Consider the following 15,930-nt stretch of genomic DNA (forward strand, 5'->3'; position numbering starts at 1 on the left):
GGAAGGACGCCGTGGAGATCGCATTCACCCCCGAGCAGGAGGAGCTGCGCGCGGTCCTGCGCGGCTTCCTGGCCGAGCACGCCGACCCGCGCCGCACGCTCGGCTCAGGGTCCCCGCACGACGCGGAGCTGTGGCGCAGGATGGCCGCCGAACTCGGGGTGCAGGGCCTCGCCGTCCCCGAGGAGTACGGCGGGGCCGGGTTCGGCGCCGCCGAGATGTGCGTGGTGTTCGAGGAGCTGGGCCGGACGCTCGCGGCGGGGGCGCTGCTGGCCACCGCCGGGCTCGCCGTCCCGGCGCTGCTGGCCTGCGGCGACGAGGAACTGAGGGCGGAGCACCTCCCGGGAATCGCGGACGGCTCCGTCATCGCGACCCTGGCGCTGGTGGAGGCCGGCGGCTCCTGGGACGAGGAGGCGTCGCGGACCACGGCGAAGGAGGGCGGCGACGGGTTCGTCATCGACGGCTCCAAGTACTTCGTCCTGGACGGGGCCATCGCGGACCTGGTCCTGGTCACCGCCGGCACCGGCGGGGGGACGGCGCTGTTCGCGGTCTCCGGCACCGCGCCGGGCCTCACCCGCCGCGCGCACGAGGCGGTCGACCCGACCCGGGGGATGGCCCGGCTGGACTTCGCGTCCGTCCCGGCGCGGCTCGTGTCGCGCGACCCGTCCGTCACCGCGGCGGCCCTCGACCACGCGCGCATCGCCCTCGCCGCCGAGCAGGCCGGGGGAGCGCAGTGGTGCCTGGACGCCGCCGTCGGCTACGCGAAGACGCGGCACCAGTTCGACCGGCCCATCGGCGGCTTCCAGGCGATCAAGCATCGCTGCGCCGACATGATGGTCGCCGTGGAGGCGGCGCGGTCGGCGGCGTACGCCGCCGCGCTGACCCCGCACCCGGACCCGGCCGGCCTCGCGGTGGCCGCGGCGAGCGCGCAGATCTGCTGCTCGCGCGCCTACACCGAGGCCGCCGCCGGCGCCATCCAGATCCACGGCGGCATCGGCTTCACCTGGGAGCACGACGTGCACCTCTACTACAAGCGCGCCAAGACCGACGAGCTGCTGTTCGGCACGCCGGACCGGCACCGCGACCGCCTCGCCCGGCTGAGCGGGATCACGGAGGAGGGCATCGATGGCCGCTGACACCGGCACCGCCGCTGACACCGACGACGGGTTCCGCGCGTCCGTGCGCGCGTTCCTGCAGGAGCACGCGCCGGGGAGGCCGCCGAAGGGCGCGGCCGAGCGGCTGGCCTTCGCCAAGGCGTGGGCGGCCACCAAGTTCGACCACGGCTTCGCGGGTCCGTCCTGGCCCCGCGAGTACGGCGGCATGGACCTGCCGTTCCCGCGGCAGGTCGTCTACAACCAGGAGATGGCCCGGGTGCGGGTCCCCGGACACCCCGGGACCGGGTGGGACATGGTCGGGCCCACGATCATCAAGTACGGCACGCCCGAGCAGCGGGACGCTTACCTGCGGCCGACGCTGCGCGCCGACATCGTCTGGGCCCAGGGATTCTCAGAGCCCGACGCCGGGTCGGACCTGCCCGGCCTGCGCACCACGGCCCGCCGCGACGGCGACCACTACGTGGTGACCGGGCAGAAGGTGTGGAACACCAACGCCGACAAGGCCGACATGTTCTTCGTCCTCGTCCGCACCGGCACGCGGGAGTCGCGGCAGAAGGGCATCAGCTACCTGCTGGTCGACGCCCGCGCCCCCGGCGTCACCGTGCGGCCCATCCGCGACATGACCGGCCGCGAGCACTTCTGCGAGATCTTCTTCGACGAGGTCCGCGTCCCGGTGGCCGACCGGGTGGGGGAGGAGAACGACGGGTGGCGCATCGCGCGCACCACGCTCGGCCACGAGCGCTCGGCGGGCGCCCTCACCCAGGCCGCGTTCTACCGGCGGATCGTGGACGAGCTGATCGCGCTGGCCCGCGAGCGCGGCGCCGTCGCCGACCCGGGGGTCCGGCGGCGGCTGGCGGACTTCGACGTGCGGGTCCGGGTGATGAACGTGCACGCCGCCCGCACGATCGCGTCCATCGTCGCGACCGGCGAGCCCGGGCCCACGTCGTCGGTGTCGCGCCTCTACAACAGCGTCTTCGAGCAGGAGCTGCACGAGTTCGCGGTCGACCTGCTCGGCCCGTTCGGGCTGCTCGGGCGCGGCGACCCGGACGCGGTCCAGCGCGGCCGGTGGACGACCGGCTGGCTGGCGACCCGCGCGTCCACCATCGGCGCCGGCACCGCCGAGATCCACCGCAACACCATCGCCGAGCAGGTGCTGGGCCTGCCCCGCGACCCGGCGATGCCACCGAGGTAGGCCGCCATGACGGAGAGGGAGACCATGGACGGTGCCGTCCGGCAGGTCGATTCGGGGACGCCGACCGTCCTCGGCCGGGTCACCGGCGGGGCCGGGGTGATCGAGCTGAACCGGCCCGAGCGCCGCAACGCCCTGCACCCCGAGATGTACGACGCGATCCCCCGGCTCATCGAGCGCTACGACGGCGACGACGAGGTCGGCTGCGTGCTGGTGACCGCGGCGGGCACGGTGTTCTGCGCGGGCGGGGACGTGCGCGCGGGGGCGGGCCCGGCCCCGGAGGGCGCCGGCGAGGCGGAGACGCTCACCCACCTCGCTCGCATGGCGGTCATGCTGCGGGAAAGCCCGAAGATTTCCGTGGCCGCGCTGCCCGGCCCGGCGGTCGGCGCCGGGATCGGGCTGGCGCTGGCCGCGGACCTGCGCATCGCCGCGTCCTCCGCGACCTTCGTGAACGGCTGGTCGCGGCTGGCGTTCAGCGGTGACTTCGGCGGCCCGTGGGCGCTGACCCGGATCCTCGGGCCCGCGCGGGCCCTGGAGTTCCTGATCGGCGACGCCCCCATCGACGCCGCGGCGGCGGAGCGGCTCGGCCTGGTCAACCGGGTCGTGCCGGACGCGGAGCTCCCCGGCGCGGCACTGGCCTGGGCCCGCGAGATCGCCGCCGGTCCGCGCACCGCGCATGCGCTGATCAAGGAGAACGTGCGGGACGCGCAGACGCTCGGCCTGCGCGAGGCGCTGCCGCGCGAGAGCGAGCGGATGGTCCGCTCGGGCCGTTCCGAGGAGCACCGTGCGGCCGTCCGGCGCTGGCTCGCCGAGCGCGGCCGCTGACCCGGCGGACCGCCGCCATCGAAGGAAGGGAAGCGGATGAAGATCGATGCCAACCTGGGCGCCGACCTGGCCGGGGCCTCGGCCGCGGCCGCGGAGCTGGAGAAGGGCGGGTACGCCGGCGTCTGGGTCGCCGAGGCGGGGAGCGACCCCTTCCTGGCGAGCCTGCAGGCGATCACGGCCACCGGGTCGGTGACCGTCGGGACCTCGGTGGCGATCGCGTTCGCCCGCAATCCGATGACGCTGGCGACGGTGGGCAACGACCTCGCGCGGGCCTCGGGCGGGCGGTTCGTGCTCGGCCTCGGATCGCAGGTCAAGGCGCACATCGAGCGGCGGTACTCGATGCCGTGGTCGCGCCCGGCGGCGCGGATGCGCGAGCTGGTGCTGGCGATGCGCGCGATCTGGGCGTCCTGGCAGGACGGCGCGAAGCTCGACTTCCAAGGCGACTTCTACACCCACACCCTGATGACGCCGTTCTTCGCGCAGCAGCCGCACCCGCACGGGCCGCCGCCGGTCTACCTCGCCGGGGTGGGGGAGCTGATGACCCGGGTCGCCGGTGAGGTCGGCGACGGGTTCTTCGTCCACCCGTTCACCACCGGGCGGTACCTCCGCGAGGTCACGCTGCCCGCGCTGCGGCGCGGGCGGGAGAAGGCCGGCCGGGACGGGCTGGACGGGTTCACCGTGGCCGGCTCGCAGATGGTGGTCACCGGGGACACCGAGGAGGAGATCGCCAAGGCCACGCGGGGCATCAAGCGGCAGATCGCCTTCTACGCGTCCACCCCGGCCTACCGGCCGGTGCTCGACCTGCACGGGCTCGGCGACCTGCAGCCCGAGCTGACCGCCCTGTCCAAGCAGGGCCGCTGGCGGGAGATGACCGACATGATCACCGATGACGTGCTGGGCGAGTTCGCGGTGACCGGCGCGCCGGACGAGATCGCCCCGGCGCTCCAGGCGAGGGTGGGCGACGTCTACGACCGCGTCACCCTCTACACCCCCTACCGCGTGGACCCCGCGTCGTTCGCCAAGTCCCTCGACGGCCGCGGCGGCGTCCGATGAACCACCCGTGGGACCGCCCGCTGGGCGTCTGGTACCTCGCCGAGCACCACCCCGGCCTTACGGCGGTCGCCCGCTGCCCGGCCGGTGAGACGCTCACGTACGCGGAGCTGGCGGCGCGGGCGCACCGGCGGGTCCACGCGCTGCGCGCACGCGGCGTCGGCCACGGCGACGTGGTCGGCATGGCCCTGCCCAACGACGTGGACATCCTCGTGTGGCAGCTGGCCGCCGCGGAGGCGGGCTGGCGCTACGTCACGCTGAACACCGGCTCGCCCGCCGCCGAGGTGGCGTCGATCGCCGAGCACGCCGGCATGAAGGCGCTGGTCGTCCACGCCGGGTACGCGGGGCGCGCGGGCGCGGTGACCGGCGTGCCGGTCCGCGTGTCCGTCGGCGGCCGCATCGACGGATACGTCCCGCAGGAGGAGTTGCTGCGCGGGCACCCGGACACCGCGCCGCCGGACCGCCGCGCCGGGGCACCGCTCGTGTACACCTCCGGCACCACCGGCCGGCCCAAGGGAATCTGGCGGGACATGCCGGACATCGCCCCGGACGCGATGGCCGACGCGATGAAGTCGTTCGCGCACGCGTTCCGGTTCCGCCCGCTGGAGGGCGCGCACCTGGTGTCGGCCGGCATGTTCCACGGCGGCTGCCAGGTCTTCTACCTGGCGGCGCTGCACGTGGGCCAGCCGCTGGTCATCATGGGCGCGTTCGACGCCGCCGAGACGCTGCGGCTGATCGAGGAGCACCGGATCACCACCGGCTACATGGTGCCGACGCAGTTCGCGCGGCTGCTGAAGCTGCCGGAGGACGTGCGGGCCCGCCACGACGTGTCGTCCCTGGAGTCCATCGTCCACTCGGCGGCGCCCTGCCCGGCGGAGCTGAAGAAGCGGATGCTGGACTGGTGGGGCCCGGTGATCTGGGAGACCTACGGCGGCACCGAGGGCGCCGCGACCATCGCCAAGCCGCACCACTGGCTGGCCAAACCCGGCACGGTGGGCCGCCCCGTCCGGGGCATGACGGTCAAGATCCTTGACGACGACGGCAACGAGCTGCCGCCCGGCCGGGTCGGCGCGGTCTACCTGGACGGCGGCGGGCGCGGCTTCCGCTACCACCGGGACCCCGGCCAGACCGCCGAGGTCTACCGCGGGACGGCGTTCACCCTCGGCGACGCGGGCCACCTCGACGAGGACGGCTTCCTGTTCATCGTCGACCGCATCAAGGACATGATCATCACGGGCGGGGTGAACGTGTACCCGGCCGAGGTCGAGGCCGCCCTCGCCGGCCATCCGGCCGTCCTCGACATCGCGGTGGTCGGCGTGCCGGACCCCGAGTGGGGCGAGCAGGTCCGGGCGCTCGTGCAGCTCGCGCCCGGCCACGCCCCGTCCGACGAGCTCGCCGCGGAGCTGATCGGGTACTGCCGGGAGCGGCTGGCCGGCCACAAGTGCCCGCGCGTGGTCGAGTTCCGCGCGGCGCTGCCGCGCACCGAGACCGGCAAGCTCCTCAAGCGCGTGCTCCGCGACGAGCTGCGCGGCACGCAAGCGGGCTGACCGCCCCGGCGCCCGGCACCCGCGGCGGGTACCGGGCGCCGGGCACTGGACACCGGGCGCCGCGCGTCAGCGCGGGGCGAACCGCTGGCCCGCGTCGAGGCGCAGGCACTGGCCGTTCAGCATGGGGTTGTCGACGATGGCCAGGGCGAGCTTCGCGTACTCCTCGGGCCGCCCCATGCGCCTGGGGAACGCGGCGTCCTTCGTGAGCGCCTTGGCGAAGTCGTCGGGGATGCCCTGGGTGATGCCGGTCGCGAAGAGGCTCGGCGCGATCGCCAGGACGCGGATGCCCAGCGAACCGAGGTCGCGGGCCATGGTCAGGCACATCCCGGCGATCGCGGCCTTGGCCGCGCTGTAGGCGACCTGGCCGATCTGCCCCTCGAACGCGGCGATGGACGAGGTGTTGATGATGACCCCGCGCTCCTCGTCCTCCGGCTCGTTGCGGCTCATGTGCTGGGCGGCGAGCCGGGAGATGTTGAACGAGGCGACGGCGTTCAGGTCGAGGACGCGGCGGAACTCGTCCAGGTCGTGCGGGCCCTGCTTGCCCAGGGTGCGCTGCGCGATGCCGCCGCCCGCCGTGGTGACGACGACGTGCAGCGCGCCGAGGCCGGCGACGGCCGCGTCGATGGCCTGCCCGGTGCCGTCGAAGTCGGTGACGTCCACCGCGTGGAACGTCCCGCCCAGCGCCTTCGCGACCTCCTCGCCGTCCGAGCCGGCCCGGTCCAGGATCGCGACGGACGCGCCGCGCGCCGCCATCAGCTCCGCGGTGGCCCGGCCCATGCCGGACGCGCCGCCCACCACGATCGCCTTCTTGCCGCTGATCTCCACGCTCTCTCCCTCCACCTGCCCCCGACCAAGTTAACCAGGTTAATCTAGTGGTCGATGATGCGTCACGGACGACCCGGGGTCACCGGAGCTTCCACGTCCGGGTCGGGACGGCGGACCGGTCGACCTGCGCGATTCCGAGCGGGTTGCCGATGTGCGTGTACAGCATCCCCGTCCGCAGCGCCTCCGTCCTGCCGGAGTCCAGCGACTCCCACACGGCCCGGACGGTGCCCTGCACGGCGGCGGGCGGCTTGGCGGCGATGATCCGCGCGAGCTCCGCGCCCCGGGCCCACAGCTCCTCGCGCGGCAGCACCTCGCTGACCAGCCCGATCTCGTGCGCCCGCCGCGCGGACATCCGCTCGTCCAGGCCGAGCAGCGCGATCCGCATCACCTCGCCGACCGGGATCTTGCGGGCCAGCCCGATCGGCTCCAGCGCCGCGGTGAGCCCGTAGCTGACGTGCGGGTCGAAGAACGTCGCGTCGTCGGAGGCGATGACGATGTCGGACTCGTTGATCCAGTAGAACGCCCCGCCCGCCGCGATGCCGTGCACGCAGCACACGACGGGCTTCCAGACCCGGTTGAGCTTGGGCGACAGCCGGGCGCCCGGGTCCTCCTCCGTCCAGACGTTGTCGGGCCGCTCGAACCCCTGCTTGACGTCCGCGCCGGAGCTGAAGGCCCGGTCGCCCGCGGCGCGCAGCAGGACGGCGTGCACGTCGTCGTCCTCCCGCACCCGCGTCCAGATCCCGGCGAACTCGTTGAGCATCGCCTCGTTGAAGCTGTTCATGGCCTCGGGCCGGTTCAGCGTGATCGTGGCGACGTGGTCGGCGACCTCGTAGGTCACCGTGGTGTAGGTCATCGGTCCTCCCGGCGAAGATCCACAGTAGGCCGATTCAAGCGTGCCGGGCGGTGCGGGCGGAAGGGCGGGGGCTCAGTCGACGGCCAGGGTCTTCTCGCGCCGCGCCTCCTCCTCGCTCACCGCCGTCCCGCGGCGCACCGCGTACCGCAGCATCGGCGGCGCCATGAGCGACGTCCCGACCGCGACCAGGACGATGACCGTGTACATCTCCATGCCCAGCACGCCGAGCCGCAGCCCCACCATCGCGATGATCATCTGGATGACGCCGCGGGCGTTCAGCCCGGCGCCGAGGGCGAGCGCGTCCCAGTGGTCGCATCGGGCGGCGCGCGCCCCGGCGTACCCGCCCGCCAGCTTGCCCACGACGGCGACCGCCAGCAGCAGGCCCGCCGCGCCCAGCACCACCGGGTCGGCCAGCGCGGTGAGGTCCATCCGCAGCCCGGCCGTCGCGAAGAAGAGCGGGGCCAGCACCGACAGCGTGAACGTCCGCAGCGGTGCGAGCCGCTCGCGGTCCACCCACTTCGAGGAGCCGATGAGGATGCCGGCGTAGAACGCGCCGAGCACCCCCTCCATGCCCGCCGCCTGGGTCCCCGCCGCGGCCAGCAGCACGATCAGGACCGCCACCGCGACGCCGGCGCCCGGTTCGGCCGACCGGGCGGCCAGCCGCAGCAGCGCCCCCACGACGGGACGGCCGACGAACCGGGCGAACAGCAGGATCCCGGCGAGGCAGCCGACCGCCAGCGTCACCTCGCCGGCCCTGATCCCGGTGGTGGCCATCGCCGACACCACCGACAGCAGCAGCCATCCGACGACGTCGTCCACCGCCGCCGCCGCGATGATCATCTGGCCGATGTCCCGGTGCAGCAGCCGCATGTCGAGCAGCGTCTTGGCGATGACCGGGACCGCGCTGACGCACATCGCCACGCCGACGAACCAGGCGAAGACCGCGCGGTCGGCGCCCTCCGCGAGCAGCGAGGCGGGCAGCAGGAAGCCGGCGGCCACCCCGAGCGCCAGCGGGACGAGCGCCCCGCCGGCGCTCACCTGGGCCGCCGCGGCGCCCTTGCGCCGCACCAGCCCCATGTCGACGCTCATGCCGGTGACGCCCACCAGCAGGAGCACGCCGAACTGGCCCACCGAGTCGAGGAGGTGCATCCCGCCGGGCGTGTCGGGCAGCAGCCACCGGTACAGGCCGGGGGCCGCGTGGGCGAGCACGGACGGCCCGAGCAGGATCCCGGCCGACAGCTCCCCGACGATGGCCGGCATGCCCAGCCGCCGCGCCAGCCGCCCCAGCCCGACCGCGCAGCCCAGCAGCAGGCCGAGCTGCAGCAGCAGGGCCAGGGTCTGGTCCGCGCTCATCGGGGCGATCGGAGGTGCCGCTAGGAGCATCCGAGCCTCCGCGCACCCGCTCCGCTCCCCACCCGGGCGCTCAGGCGGCGGGGTGGACCGGGCACTCGTAGCTCGGCTCGAAGTCGTCGAACAGCCGCCACGCCTTCTCCTCGCGCAGCCGCTGGAAGAACCGGTTGTCGCCGGACCAGAAGTCTCCGTTCAGCGCGCGCACGAGCCAGAAGTGCTCGATGGACTCGCTGGTGTCGAACGGCCCGCCGGACGTGGCCTGGAGCCGCTCCTGGATGCCCCACCACCCGGCCCCGGCGAGCCGCTGGCCGCCGTGCCGCGGGGTCACCCGCAGTTCCCGGCCCTCCGACACGTACCGGTTGTCGTACACGGCGCGGATGAGCCGGTAGTACGTCTCGTAGCCGGTCTTGAAGAAGTTCTGGTAGCGCAGCGCCACCTCGCCTTCGCCGGCTTCTCCGGCCAGCACCCGGGCGCTCTCCTCGGCCGCCCGCCGGCCGGTCGTGAGGGCGAGCAGCACGCCGCCGGAGAACACCGGGTCGGTGAAGCAGCCGGCGTCGCCGACGATGAAGAAGCCCGGCCCGGCGAGGGTGTCGCAGTGGTACTCGAAGTTGTTCTCGCCGGTGAGGTCGCGGGCGACCGTCGTGCCCTCGATGCGCTGGGAGATCCGCGGGATCCGCTTGAGGTTGCGCGCGAACACGTCCTCGGGCACGGACGTGCGCAGGATCTCCGCCGGGACCAGGCAGCCGACGCTGATGACGCCGGGGCGGATCGGGATGGCCCAGAACCAGCCGTCCTCGTACAGCCCGAGCTGGATGTCGCCCTCGGTGGCCGGGTTGTTGCGCTCGTCCAGGCCCTCGTAGTGCCGGAAGATCGCCGCCATCTTCAGCTCGTCGTCGGTCTTGCGCAGGCCCATCCCGCGGGCGATCACGCCCGTCCGGCCGCTCGCGTCGACGACGAAGCGCGCCGTGACGTCGTGCTCCTCGCCGTCCCGGGTGTACCGGACGCCGGAGATGCGCTCGCCGGCGAAGAGCAGCTTGCGGACCTTGGCCTTCTGGAGCATGGTCACGCCCGGCGTCTCCGCCGCCGCGTCCAGCAGGATCTTGTCGAAGTGGGCCCGCTCCACGTGGAAGGTCCAGCCGCGCCGGCCCTCGCCGACCTTGCCGAGGTCGAGCCGCCGGAACGTGCCCTCGGTCCCGGTCAGCTCGATGCCCCGCTTGACCACGAAGCCGCCGCCGGCCACCCGGTCCAGCAGGCCCATCTGCTCCAGCACGTCCGTGGTGTAGGTCAGCAGCGACTCGCCGATGTGGAAGCGCGGCATCTCCTCCCGCTCCAGCAGGAGCACCGAGTGGCCTTTGCGGGCGAGCGTCATCGCGTACGAGGACCCGCTGGGCCCCCCGCCGATCACAATCGCGTCGTAATCGCTGCTGCGAGCCTCGGACACGGCATTCTCCTTTTCAGAGCGCGTCAGGAATGGCCACGGCACGCCGCGCCATTTCCGGGGCCATGTCCGTGGCAAAACCAGCATCCGGACGGCCTTGCGGAAAGTCAACGCGGCCAATTGGCGTTCGACTGCGCCGCTTTCTCAGTTGAACGCATTCGGCGTGTTCTACCGTGGCCTTTTCCGCCCGCACAGGCCGGCTCATCACCATGCCCGAGGAGTTCGATCGTGCTCACGTTGACCGACACCGCAGTCGAGGCCATCCGCATCCTGACCGACAAGCCGGACGTCCCGCGGGATTCCGGGCTTCGCATCGTCCACCACGACTCCGCCGGCGGCCTCGAACTGTCGATCGCGCCCGGCCCGGACGCCGGGGACGAGGTCATCGAGACCGGCGGGGTGCGGGTGTTCCTGCAGGACACCGCCGCCGCCATGCTCGGCGGCCGTGCGCTGAACGCGGAGATAGCCGAGGACGACGTGGTCTTCCGGATCACGAACCCGCAGGGAAGCGGGCGGCGGTAGGGCGCGCTTTCGGCCCGCCGGGGTGGGCGCGCCCATGTTTCGATCGGCCAGATCGGTCAACTTCACCAAGTGGCCGCGTTCGGTATGAGGCAGGGCCGCGAGCCACGGCAGCACGCCTTCGCGCGACGCCTCGGCCGTTGACGAGCACGAACGACGGAGTAGCCATGCCGACGAGCAAGAAGAAGACCGACGAGGGCTCCGGCTCCGGGCCGAAGCTGCTCTCCGGCGGGAACCCGCAGATCCCCAAGGGGGAGGGTGACAAGCCGGTGCAGGACTACATCAAGGCCATGCCCGGCTGGAAGAGCCAGGTGGGCGAGCGGATCGACCGCCTGGTCTCGCGCACCGTCCCCGACGTGCACAAGGCCGTGAAGTGGAACCAGCCGTTCTACGGCAACGAAGGCGACGGGTGGTTCCTCTCGTTCCGGTGCTACACGCAGTACGTCCAGCTCCAGTTCCTCAACGGCACCTCGCTCGACCCCGTGCCGCCCAAGGAGTCCAAGCACCCGGGCATGCGGTACCTCGACGTCCACGAGGACGACGAGCTGGACGAGAAGCGGCTCGTCTCCTGGATCGAGCAGGCGAGCAAGCAGCCCGGCGCGACGCTCTAGCCACGGGCTTCGACCCCGGCCCGCGAATCAGGCCCGCGAATCAGGACCGCGAACACAGGACTGCGAACACGGGGCCGCGACCGGCGACGCTCCCCAAGCGCCGCCGGTCGCGGCCCTGATGCGCGTCAGGCGCCGCGCACGCTGCGGACTCTGCGGGCGTACCGGACACGGCCGACCGTGTGCCAGATCAGGCGTGCCGGAAGCGGGAGCCCTCCGAGGACGTGCGCCCGCTCCCGCGGGTCGGCGTCCTCCAGGACCGCGCCCAGGAAGAACAGCTGCTTGTCCCTGGGCGCATGCGTCGTGAAGTGCTCGGACAGCTTGGCCCACTCGTGCACGCTCACATGCCGCTCCACCAGGGGCAGGATGTTCCGCTCCTCGTCGTCCAGGTGCTCGGTGAGCAGTCCCACGTGCTCCATCAGCAGTTCGCTCAGCGCGTCGCGCGGCCCCTCGTCCGCATGCCCGGCCCAGGCCGGCGCGACCTCCGCCATGCGCTCCATGCCCGCGGCCATCCGCTCGTGCTGCCGCTCCATCCGGCGGACGACGTCCGCCTCAAGCTCCGCGCGGGCCAGCAGCAGCGGCCACAGCAGCTCGTCCTCGGCCGAATGGTGCAGGTGCAGGGCGAGCAGGTAGTCGCTCAGGTGGGCGGCGAGCACCCGGGCCCGGCCGGTGTCCCCCGGCCGGACCCCGGGCACCTGGGCGGCCAGCACCCGCGACTCGCGGCGGGAGACGCGGTGGGTGACCACCATCTCGTGGGTGTCGGGACGCTGGCGGGATGCGGTGGCCATCGACGGCTCCTCGTGGCTGGACAGTCTGCTACGCGCCGATCGTCGGCCGCCGTCCTCGGAACCGGCTGGTGAGCCGCTCGGAGAGCCGTTCGGAGGGCGGGGAGACCGCGGGCGCCGCGTCCGGTGCTCTCTAGCGGCCCTCCATCGGCCCTTGATGGCGGGCGTCCAGAGTCGTCCACGCAACGACGACTGGGGAGGCGCGGTTGACTGACGTGCTGACGGCTCGATCGGTGGATCTGCCCGAGTGGGTGATCTGCGCGGGATGCAACGCGCCGGCCTACGGCAACCGGTTCAGGCGCGATCTGCTCGTGTGCCCCGAGTGCGGCCACCACGAGCGGATGACCTCGGACGAGCGGATCGCGACCCTGCTGGACGAGGGGTCCGCCGAGGACCTCGGGTTCCCCGTCGCCACCGGGGACCCGCTGGGGTTCGTCGACTCGAAGCCCTACCCGGCCCGGCTGAGCGAGGCGCAGGCCGCCACCGGCATGCCGGAGGCGGTGGCCTGCGTCCGCGGCACGATCGGCGGGAACCCGGTCGTCGCCGCCGTCATGGACTTCCGCTTCCTCGGCGGGAGCCTCGGCGCGGCGGTCGGGGAGCTGATCACCCGGACGGCCGAGCTCGCCCGCGCGGAGCGGACGCCGCTCCTCGTCGTGACGGCGTCGGGCGGGGCCCGCATGCAGGAGGGCGCACTGGCCCTGATGCAGATGGCCAAGACGAGCCAGGCGTTCCGCGAACTCGACGAGGCGGGCGTGCTCACCGTCTCGCTGGTCACCGACCCGACCTACGGCGGGGTCGCGGCCTCGTTCGCGACCCAGGCGGACGTGATCATCGCCGAGCCGGGCGCGCGGATGGGCTTCGCCGGGCCGCGCGTGATCGAGCAGACGATCCGGCAGTCCCTTCCGGACGGCTTCCAGACGGCGGAGTTCCTGGCCGAACGGGGACTGGTGGACGCCGTCGTGCCGCGGCACGGGTTCCGGTCCACGCTGTCCCGGCTGCTGTCCGCGGGGGCCCGTCGTGCGGCGCCGCCGCACGACGGCGGCGGGCGGGACGCGGAGCCGCCGGGCACGCCGCTGGTCACCGACCCGCGCGACCTGCCCGCCGGGGAGACCTGGGAGGCGGTGCGCCTGGCGAGGGCGCTGGACCGGCCGACGGCCCTGGACTACATCCAGCGGATCACCGACGACTTCGTCGAGCTGCACGGCGACCGCCTCGGCGGCGACTGCCGGGCGATCACCGGGGGCCTGGCCCGGCTGGACGGCGCCCCCCTCGTGATCATCGGCCATCGGAAGGGGCACACCGCGAAGGAGCTGGCGAACGCCGACTTCGGCATGCCGGCGCCGGCCGGGTACCGGAAGGCGGCCCGGCTCATGCGTCTTGCCGCGAAGCTGGGCGTGCCGGTCGTCACCCTGGTCGACACGCCGGGCGCCTACCCGGGGATCGAGGCGGAGGCCGAGGGCCAGGCCGGGGCGATCGCCGACAGCCTGCGGCTCATGACCGGGCTCCCGGTCCCGGTCGTTTCGGTGGTCACCGGGGAGGGCGGCAGCGGCGGCGCCCTGGCGCTCGCGGTGGCCAACAAGGTCCTCGCGTTCTCGAACGCCGTCTACTCGGTGATCAGCCCGGAGGGGTGCGCGGCCATCCTGTGGCGCGACCCGGACGCAGCTCCGCGGGCGGCCCGCGAACTCCGCGTCGACGCCCGGTCGCTGCTGGAGCTCGGGATCGTCGACGCGGTCGTCCCGGAACCCGGGGGCGGCGCCCAGCGCGACCCCGGCGCGGCGGCGACGGCCCTCAAGGCGGCGATCCGCGCGAGCCTGGACGAGCTGTCGCCGCTCGACGCGGCGCGGCTCGTGGAGGAGCGCCGCGTGCGGTTCCGCCGCTTCCAGGCCCTCGGTGAGGAGACATCGTGACCAGCGAGAAGACCGGGCGCGACGACGTCCTCGGCGACGTCTGCGGCCACGCGGCACGGCTCATCTCGGCGGCCGACCCGCGGCTGCACAGGCTCTCGATACGGACGGGGGACATCGCCGTCGAGCTGGAATGGTCGCCGGCCGCGTCCCCCGCCGCCGGCCCGCAGGGCGCGCTCGCCGCCCCCGCGCGGTATGCGCTCGCGGAACCGGAGTCCTGCGCGGCGGCCGGGCGGGACTCGCTCCACCACGTCTGCGCGGAGATGGTCGGGACGTTCTACAGCGCACCGGAACCGGGCGCCGAGCCGTTCGTCGCGGTGGGCGACGAGGTCCGGGCGGGCCAGCAGATCGCGATCCTGGAGGTGATGAAGCTGATGACCCCCGTCGCGGCCGACCGCGCGGGCCGGGTGGTCGAGGTCCTGGTCCCCGACGGCACGCCCGTCGAGTTCGGGACGGGCCTGATCGCCGTCGACACGTCCGCGCAGGCCCTCACCACCCCCGGCTGACGCCATGGTCGACAAGGTTCTGGTCGCGAACCGGGGCGAGATCGCGCTCCGGGTTATCCGCGCCTGCCGGGAACTCGGGATCGGGAGCGTCGCCGTGTACTCGACGGCCGACGAGGACTCGCTCGCGGTCGCCCACGCCGACGAGGCCGTCCGGATCGGGCCCGAGCACCCGCGGCGCAGCTACCTGAGCATCCCCGCGATCATGGAGGCCGCCGCGCTGTCCGGCGCCGACGCGATCCACCCCGGATACGGCTTCCTCTCCGAGGACCCCGACCTCCCCGAGGTCTGCGAGAAGGCGGGCCTGACGTTCATCGGGCCGCCGCACGGCGTCCTCGCCCGGCTCGGCGACAAGTCGCGGGCGCGGGAACTCATGGCGGACCACGGCCTCCCGCTGCTGCCGGGCACCCTGCACCCGCTGCGGGACGTGGGCGACGCCCTGCGCACGGCGGACCGGATCGGCTACCCGCTGATCATCAAGGCGGCGATGGGCGGCGGGGGCCGCGGGATGCGGATCGCCCGCGGCCCCGCCGACCTGCCCGGCGCGTTCCGGCAGGCGTGCGCGGACGCCCACTCCTTCTTCGGGGACGGGCGCGTGTACGCCGAGCGCTTCGTCCGGGACGCGCGGCACGTCGAGGCGCAGGTGCTCTGCGACGCGTACGGCGAGGTCGTCTGCCTGGGGGAGCGGGACTGCACCGTCCAGCGCCGGAACCAGAAGCTCATCGAGGAGACGCCGGCGCCCGGCCTGCCGCCCGAGCTGGTCGGGGAGATACGCCGGGCCGCGGTGACGGGCGCCCGCGCCGCGCGGTACGTGGGCGCGGGCACCTTCGAGTTCCTCGTGGACCGCGACCGGCGGTTCTACTTCATGGAGGTCAACAACAGGATCCAGGTGGAGCACCCGGTCACCGAGGTGGCGACCGGCATCGACCTGGTGCGGGAGCAGATCCGCGTCGCGGCGGGGGAGCGGCTCGGCTTCGGGCAGCCGGACGTGCGGCCCGGCGGCGCCGTGATCGAGTGCCGGGTCAACGCGGAGGACCCGGAGCGGGACTTCATACCCGCGCCGGGCCGCCTCACGGAGTTCCTGCCGCCGGGCGGGCCCTTCGTGCGGGTGGACACCCACTGCTTCCCCGGCATGCGCATCCCGGGGGCCTACGACTCGCTGCTCGCCAAGGTGGTCGTGTGGGCGCCCACCAGGCCGGAGGCGATCGCCCGGATGCGGCGGGCGCTCGCCGAGTTCCGGATCGACGGCGCCGGCGTCCGCACGACGGTGCCGTTCCTGCTGCGGGCGCTCGACCATCCCGACTTCCGGAACGCGGCGCACACCACGGATTTCGCCGCGGGCCTGCTCGACGCGGGCCGTTGAGCGCCGCTCCAACCGCGGTTGAGCGGGGGCCCGGATGCTGAACGGCAGAACTGAAACGG

Annotated in this window: 15 protein-coding genes; 10 read left to right on the plus strand and 5 right to left on the minus strand. The window is 73.7% G+C overall.

The genetic code is table 11. The annotated features are described in order from the left end of the window. The first annotated feature begins 11 nt into the window (after positions 1 to 11). The 5 genes from E1200_RS00195 to E1200_RS00215 are packed head-to-tail and all read left to right on the plus strand — an operon-like array spanning position 12 to position 5,723. Positions 12 to 1,133, plus strand: coding sequence for an acyl-CoA dehydrogenase family protein (locus E1200_RS00195; RefSeq protein ID WP_131949673.1), 1,122 nt, complete (start codon positions 12 to 14; stop codon positions 1,131 to 1,133). Further along, positions 1,123 to 2,304, plus strand: coding sequence for an acyl-CoA dehydrogenase family protein (locus E1200_RS00200; protein WP_131949674.1), 1,182 nt, complete (start codon positions 1,123 to 1,125; stop codon positions 2,302 to 2,304). The genes E1200_RS00195 and E1200_RS00200 overlap by 11 nt, the downstream gene beginning before the upstream one ends. A 6-nt stretch (positions 2,305 to 2,310) precedes the next feature. Then, positions 2,311 to 3,126 (plus strand): enoyl-CoA hydratase-related protein, encoded by an 816-nt coding sequence (locus tag E1200_RS00205; RefSeq protein ID WP_207932956.1) that lies wholly within the window; start codon positions 2,311 to 2,313, stop codon positions 3,124 to 3,126. A 36-nt stretch (positions 3,127 to 3,162) separates the two neighbouring features. Continuing rightward, positions 3,163 to 4,179, plus strand: a complete 1,017-nt coding sequence (locus E1200_RS00210; RefSeq protein WP_131949675.1) for a TIGR03617 family F420-dependent LLM class oxidoreductase — start codon at positions 3,163 to 3,165, stop codon at positions 4,177 to 4,179. Continuing rightward, positions 4,176 to 5,723 (plus strand): AMP-binding protein, encoded by a 1,548-nt coding sequence (locus E1200_RS00215; RefSeq protein WP_131949676.1) that lies wholly within the window; start codon positions 4,176 to 4,178, stop codon positions 5,721 to 5,723. The genes E1200_RS00210 and E1200_RS00215 overlap by 4 nt, the downstream gene beginning before the upstream one ends. A 66-nt stretch (positions 5,724 to 5,789) precedes the next feature. On the opposite strand, the gene E1200_RS00220 is transcribed toward E1200_RS00215, so the two are convergent. From E1200_RS00220 to E1200_RS00235, 4 genes are all read right to left on the minus strand, one after another. Continuing rightward, the gene (locus tag E1200_RS00220; protein WP_131949677.1) at positions 5,790 to 6,548 is read right to left on the minus strand and encodes an SDR family NAD(P)-dependent oxidoreductase; all 759 of its coding nucleotides are present in this window, start codon (positions 6,546 to 6,548) and stop codon (positions 5,790 to 5,792) included. Positions 6,549 to 6,627: 79 nt separating this feature from the next. Further along, complete coding sequence (locus E1200_RS00225; RefSeq protein ID WP_131949678.1) at positions 6,628 to 7,401, minus strand: enoyl-CoA hydratase/isomerase family protein; 774 nt, start codon at positions 7,399 to 7,401, stop codon at positions 6,628 to 6,630. 72 nt (positions 7,402 to 7,473) lie between these two features. Then, positions 7,474 to 8,754: a cation:proton antiporter gene (locus E1200_RS00230; protein ID WP_207932958.1), complete on the minus strand. Its 1,281-nt coding sequence runs from the start codon at positions 8,752 to 8,754 to the stop codon at positions 7,474 to 7,476. A gap of 70 nt (positions 8,755 to 8,824) precedes the next feature. Further along, entirely contained in the window at positions 8,825 to 10,192 is a 1,368-nt protein-coding gene (locus tag E1200_RS00235; RefSeq protein WP_165950141.1) for an NAD(P)/FAD-dependent oxidoreductase, read from the minus strand. Between the two features lie 225 nt (positions 10,193 to 10,417). Here E1200_RS00235 and E1200_RS00240 point away from each other — a divergent pair, with 225 nt between their 5' ends. Next, positions 10,418 to 10,711, plus strand: coding sequence for a hypothetical protein (locus E1200_RS00240; RefSeq protein ID WP_131949681.1), 294 nt, complete (start codon positions 10,418 to 10,420; stop codon positions 10,709 to 10,711). A gap of 164 nt (positions 10,712 to 10,875) precedes the next feature. Next, a complete protein-coding gene (locus E1200_RS00245) occupies positions 10,876 to 11,319 on the plus strand; it encodes a DUF1801 domain-containing protein (RefSeq protein WP_131949682.1) in 444 nt (147 codons plus the stop codon). A 125-nt stretch (positions 11,320 to 11,444) separates the two neighbouring features. On the opposite strand, the gene E1200_RS00250 is transcribed toward E1200_RS00245, so the two are convergent. Further along, positions 11,445 to 12,104 (minus strand): hemerythrin domain-containing protein, encoded by a 660-nt coding sequence (locus E1200_RS00250; RefSeq protein ID WP_131949683.1) that lies wholly within the window; start codon positions 12,102 to 12,104, stop codon positions 11,445 to 11,447. A gap of 212 nt (positions 12,105 to 12,316) precedes the next feature. Between E1200_RS00250 and accA the strand changes: the two genes are divergently transcribed. Genes accA through E1200_RS00265 form a run of 3 tightly spaced genes read left to right on the plus strand, consistent with a single transcriptional unit; the run spans position 12,317 to position 15,871 of the window. Further along, positions 12,317 to 14,008, plus strand: a complete 1,692-nt coding sequence (gene accA / locus E1200_RS00255) for an acetyl-CoA carboxylase carboxyl transferase subunit alpha (protein WP_207932980.1) — start codon at positions 12,317 to 12,319, stop codon at positions 14,006 to 14,008. Continuing rightward, the gene (locus tag E1200_RS34260; RefSeq protein ID WP_243708261.1) at positions 14,005 to 14,511 is read left to right on the plus strand and encodes a biotin/lipoyl-containing protein; all 507 of its coding nucleotides are present in this window, start codon (positions 14,005 to 14,007) and stop codon (positions 14,509 to 14,511) included. Before accA ends, E1200_RS34260 begins: the two co-directional genes overlap by 4 nt. 4 nt (positions 14,512 to 14,515) lie before the next feature. After that, positions 14,516 to 15,871, plus strand: coding sequence for a biotin carboxylase N-terminal domain-containing protein (locus E1200_RS00265; RefSeq protein ID WP_131949685.1), 1,356 nt, complete (start codon positions 14,516 to 14,518; stop codon positions 15,869 to 15,871). The last annotated feature ends 59 nt before the right edge of the window (positions 15,872 to 15,930 follow it).

Source organism: Actinomadura sp. GC306, from assembly GCF_004348665.1.
Taxonomy (GTDB): Bacteria; Actinomycetota; Actinomycetes; order Streptosporangiales; family Streptosporangiaceae; genus Spirillospora.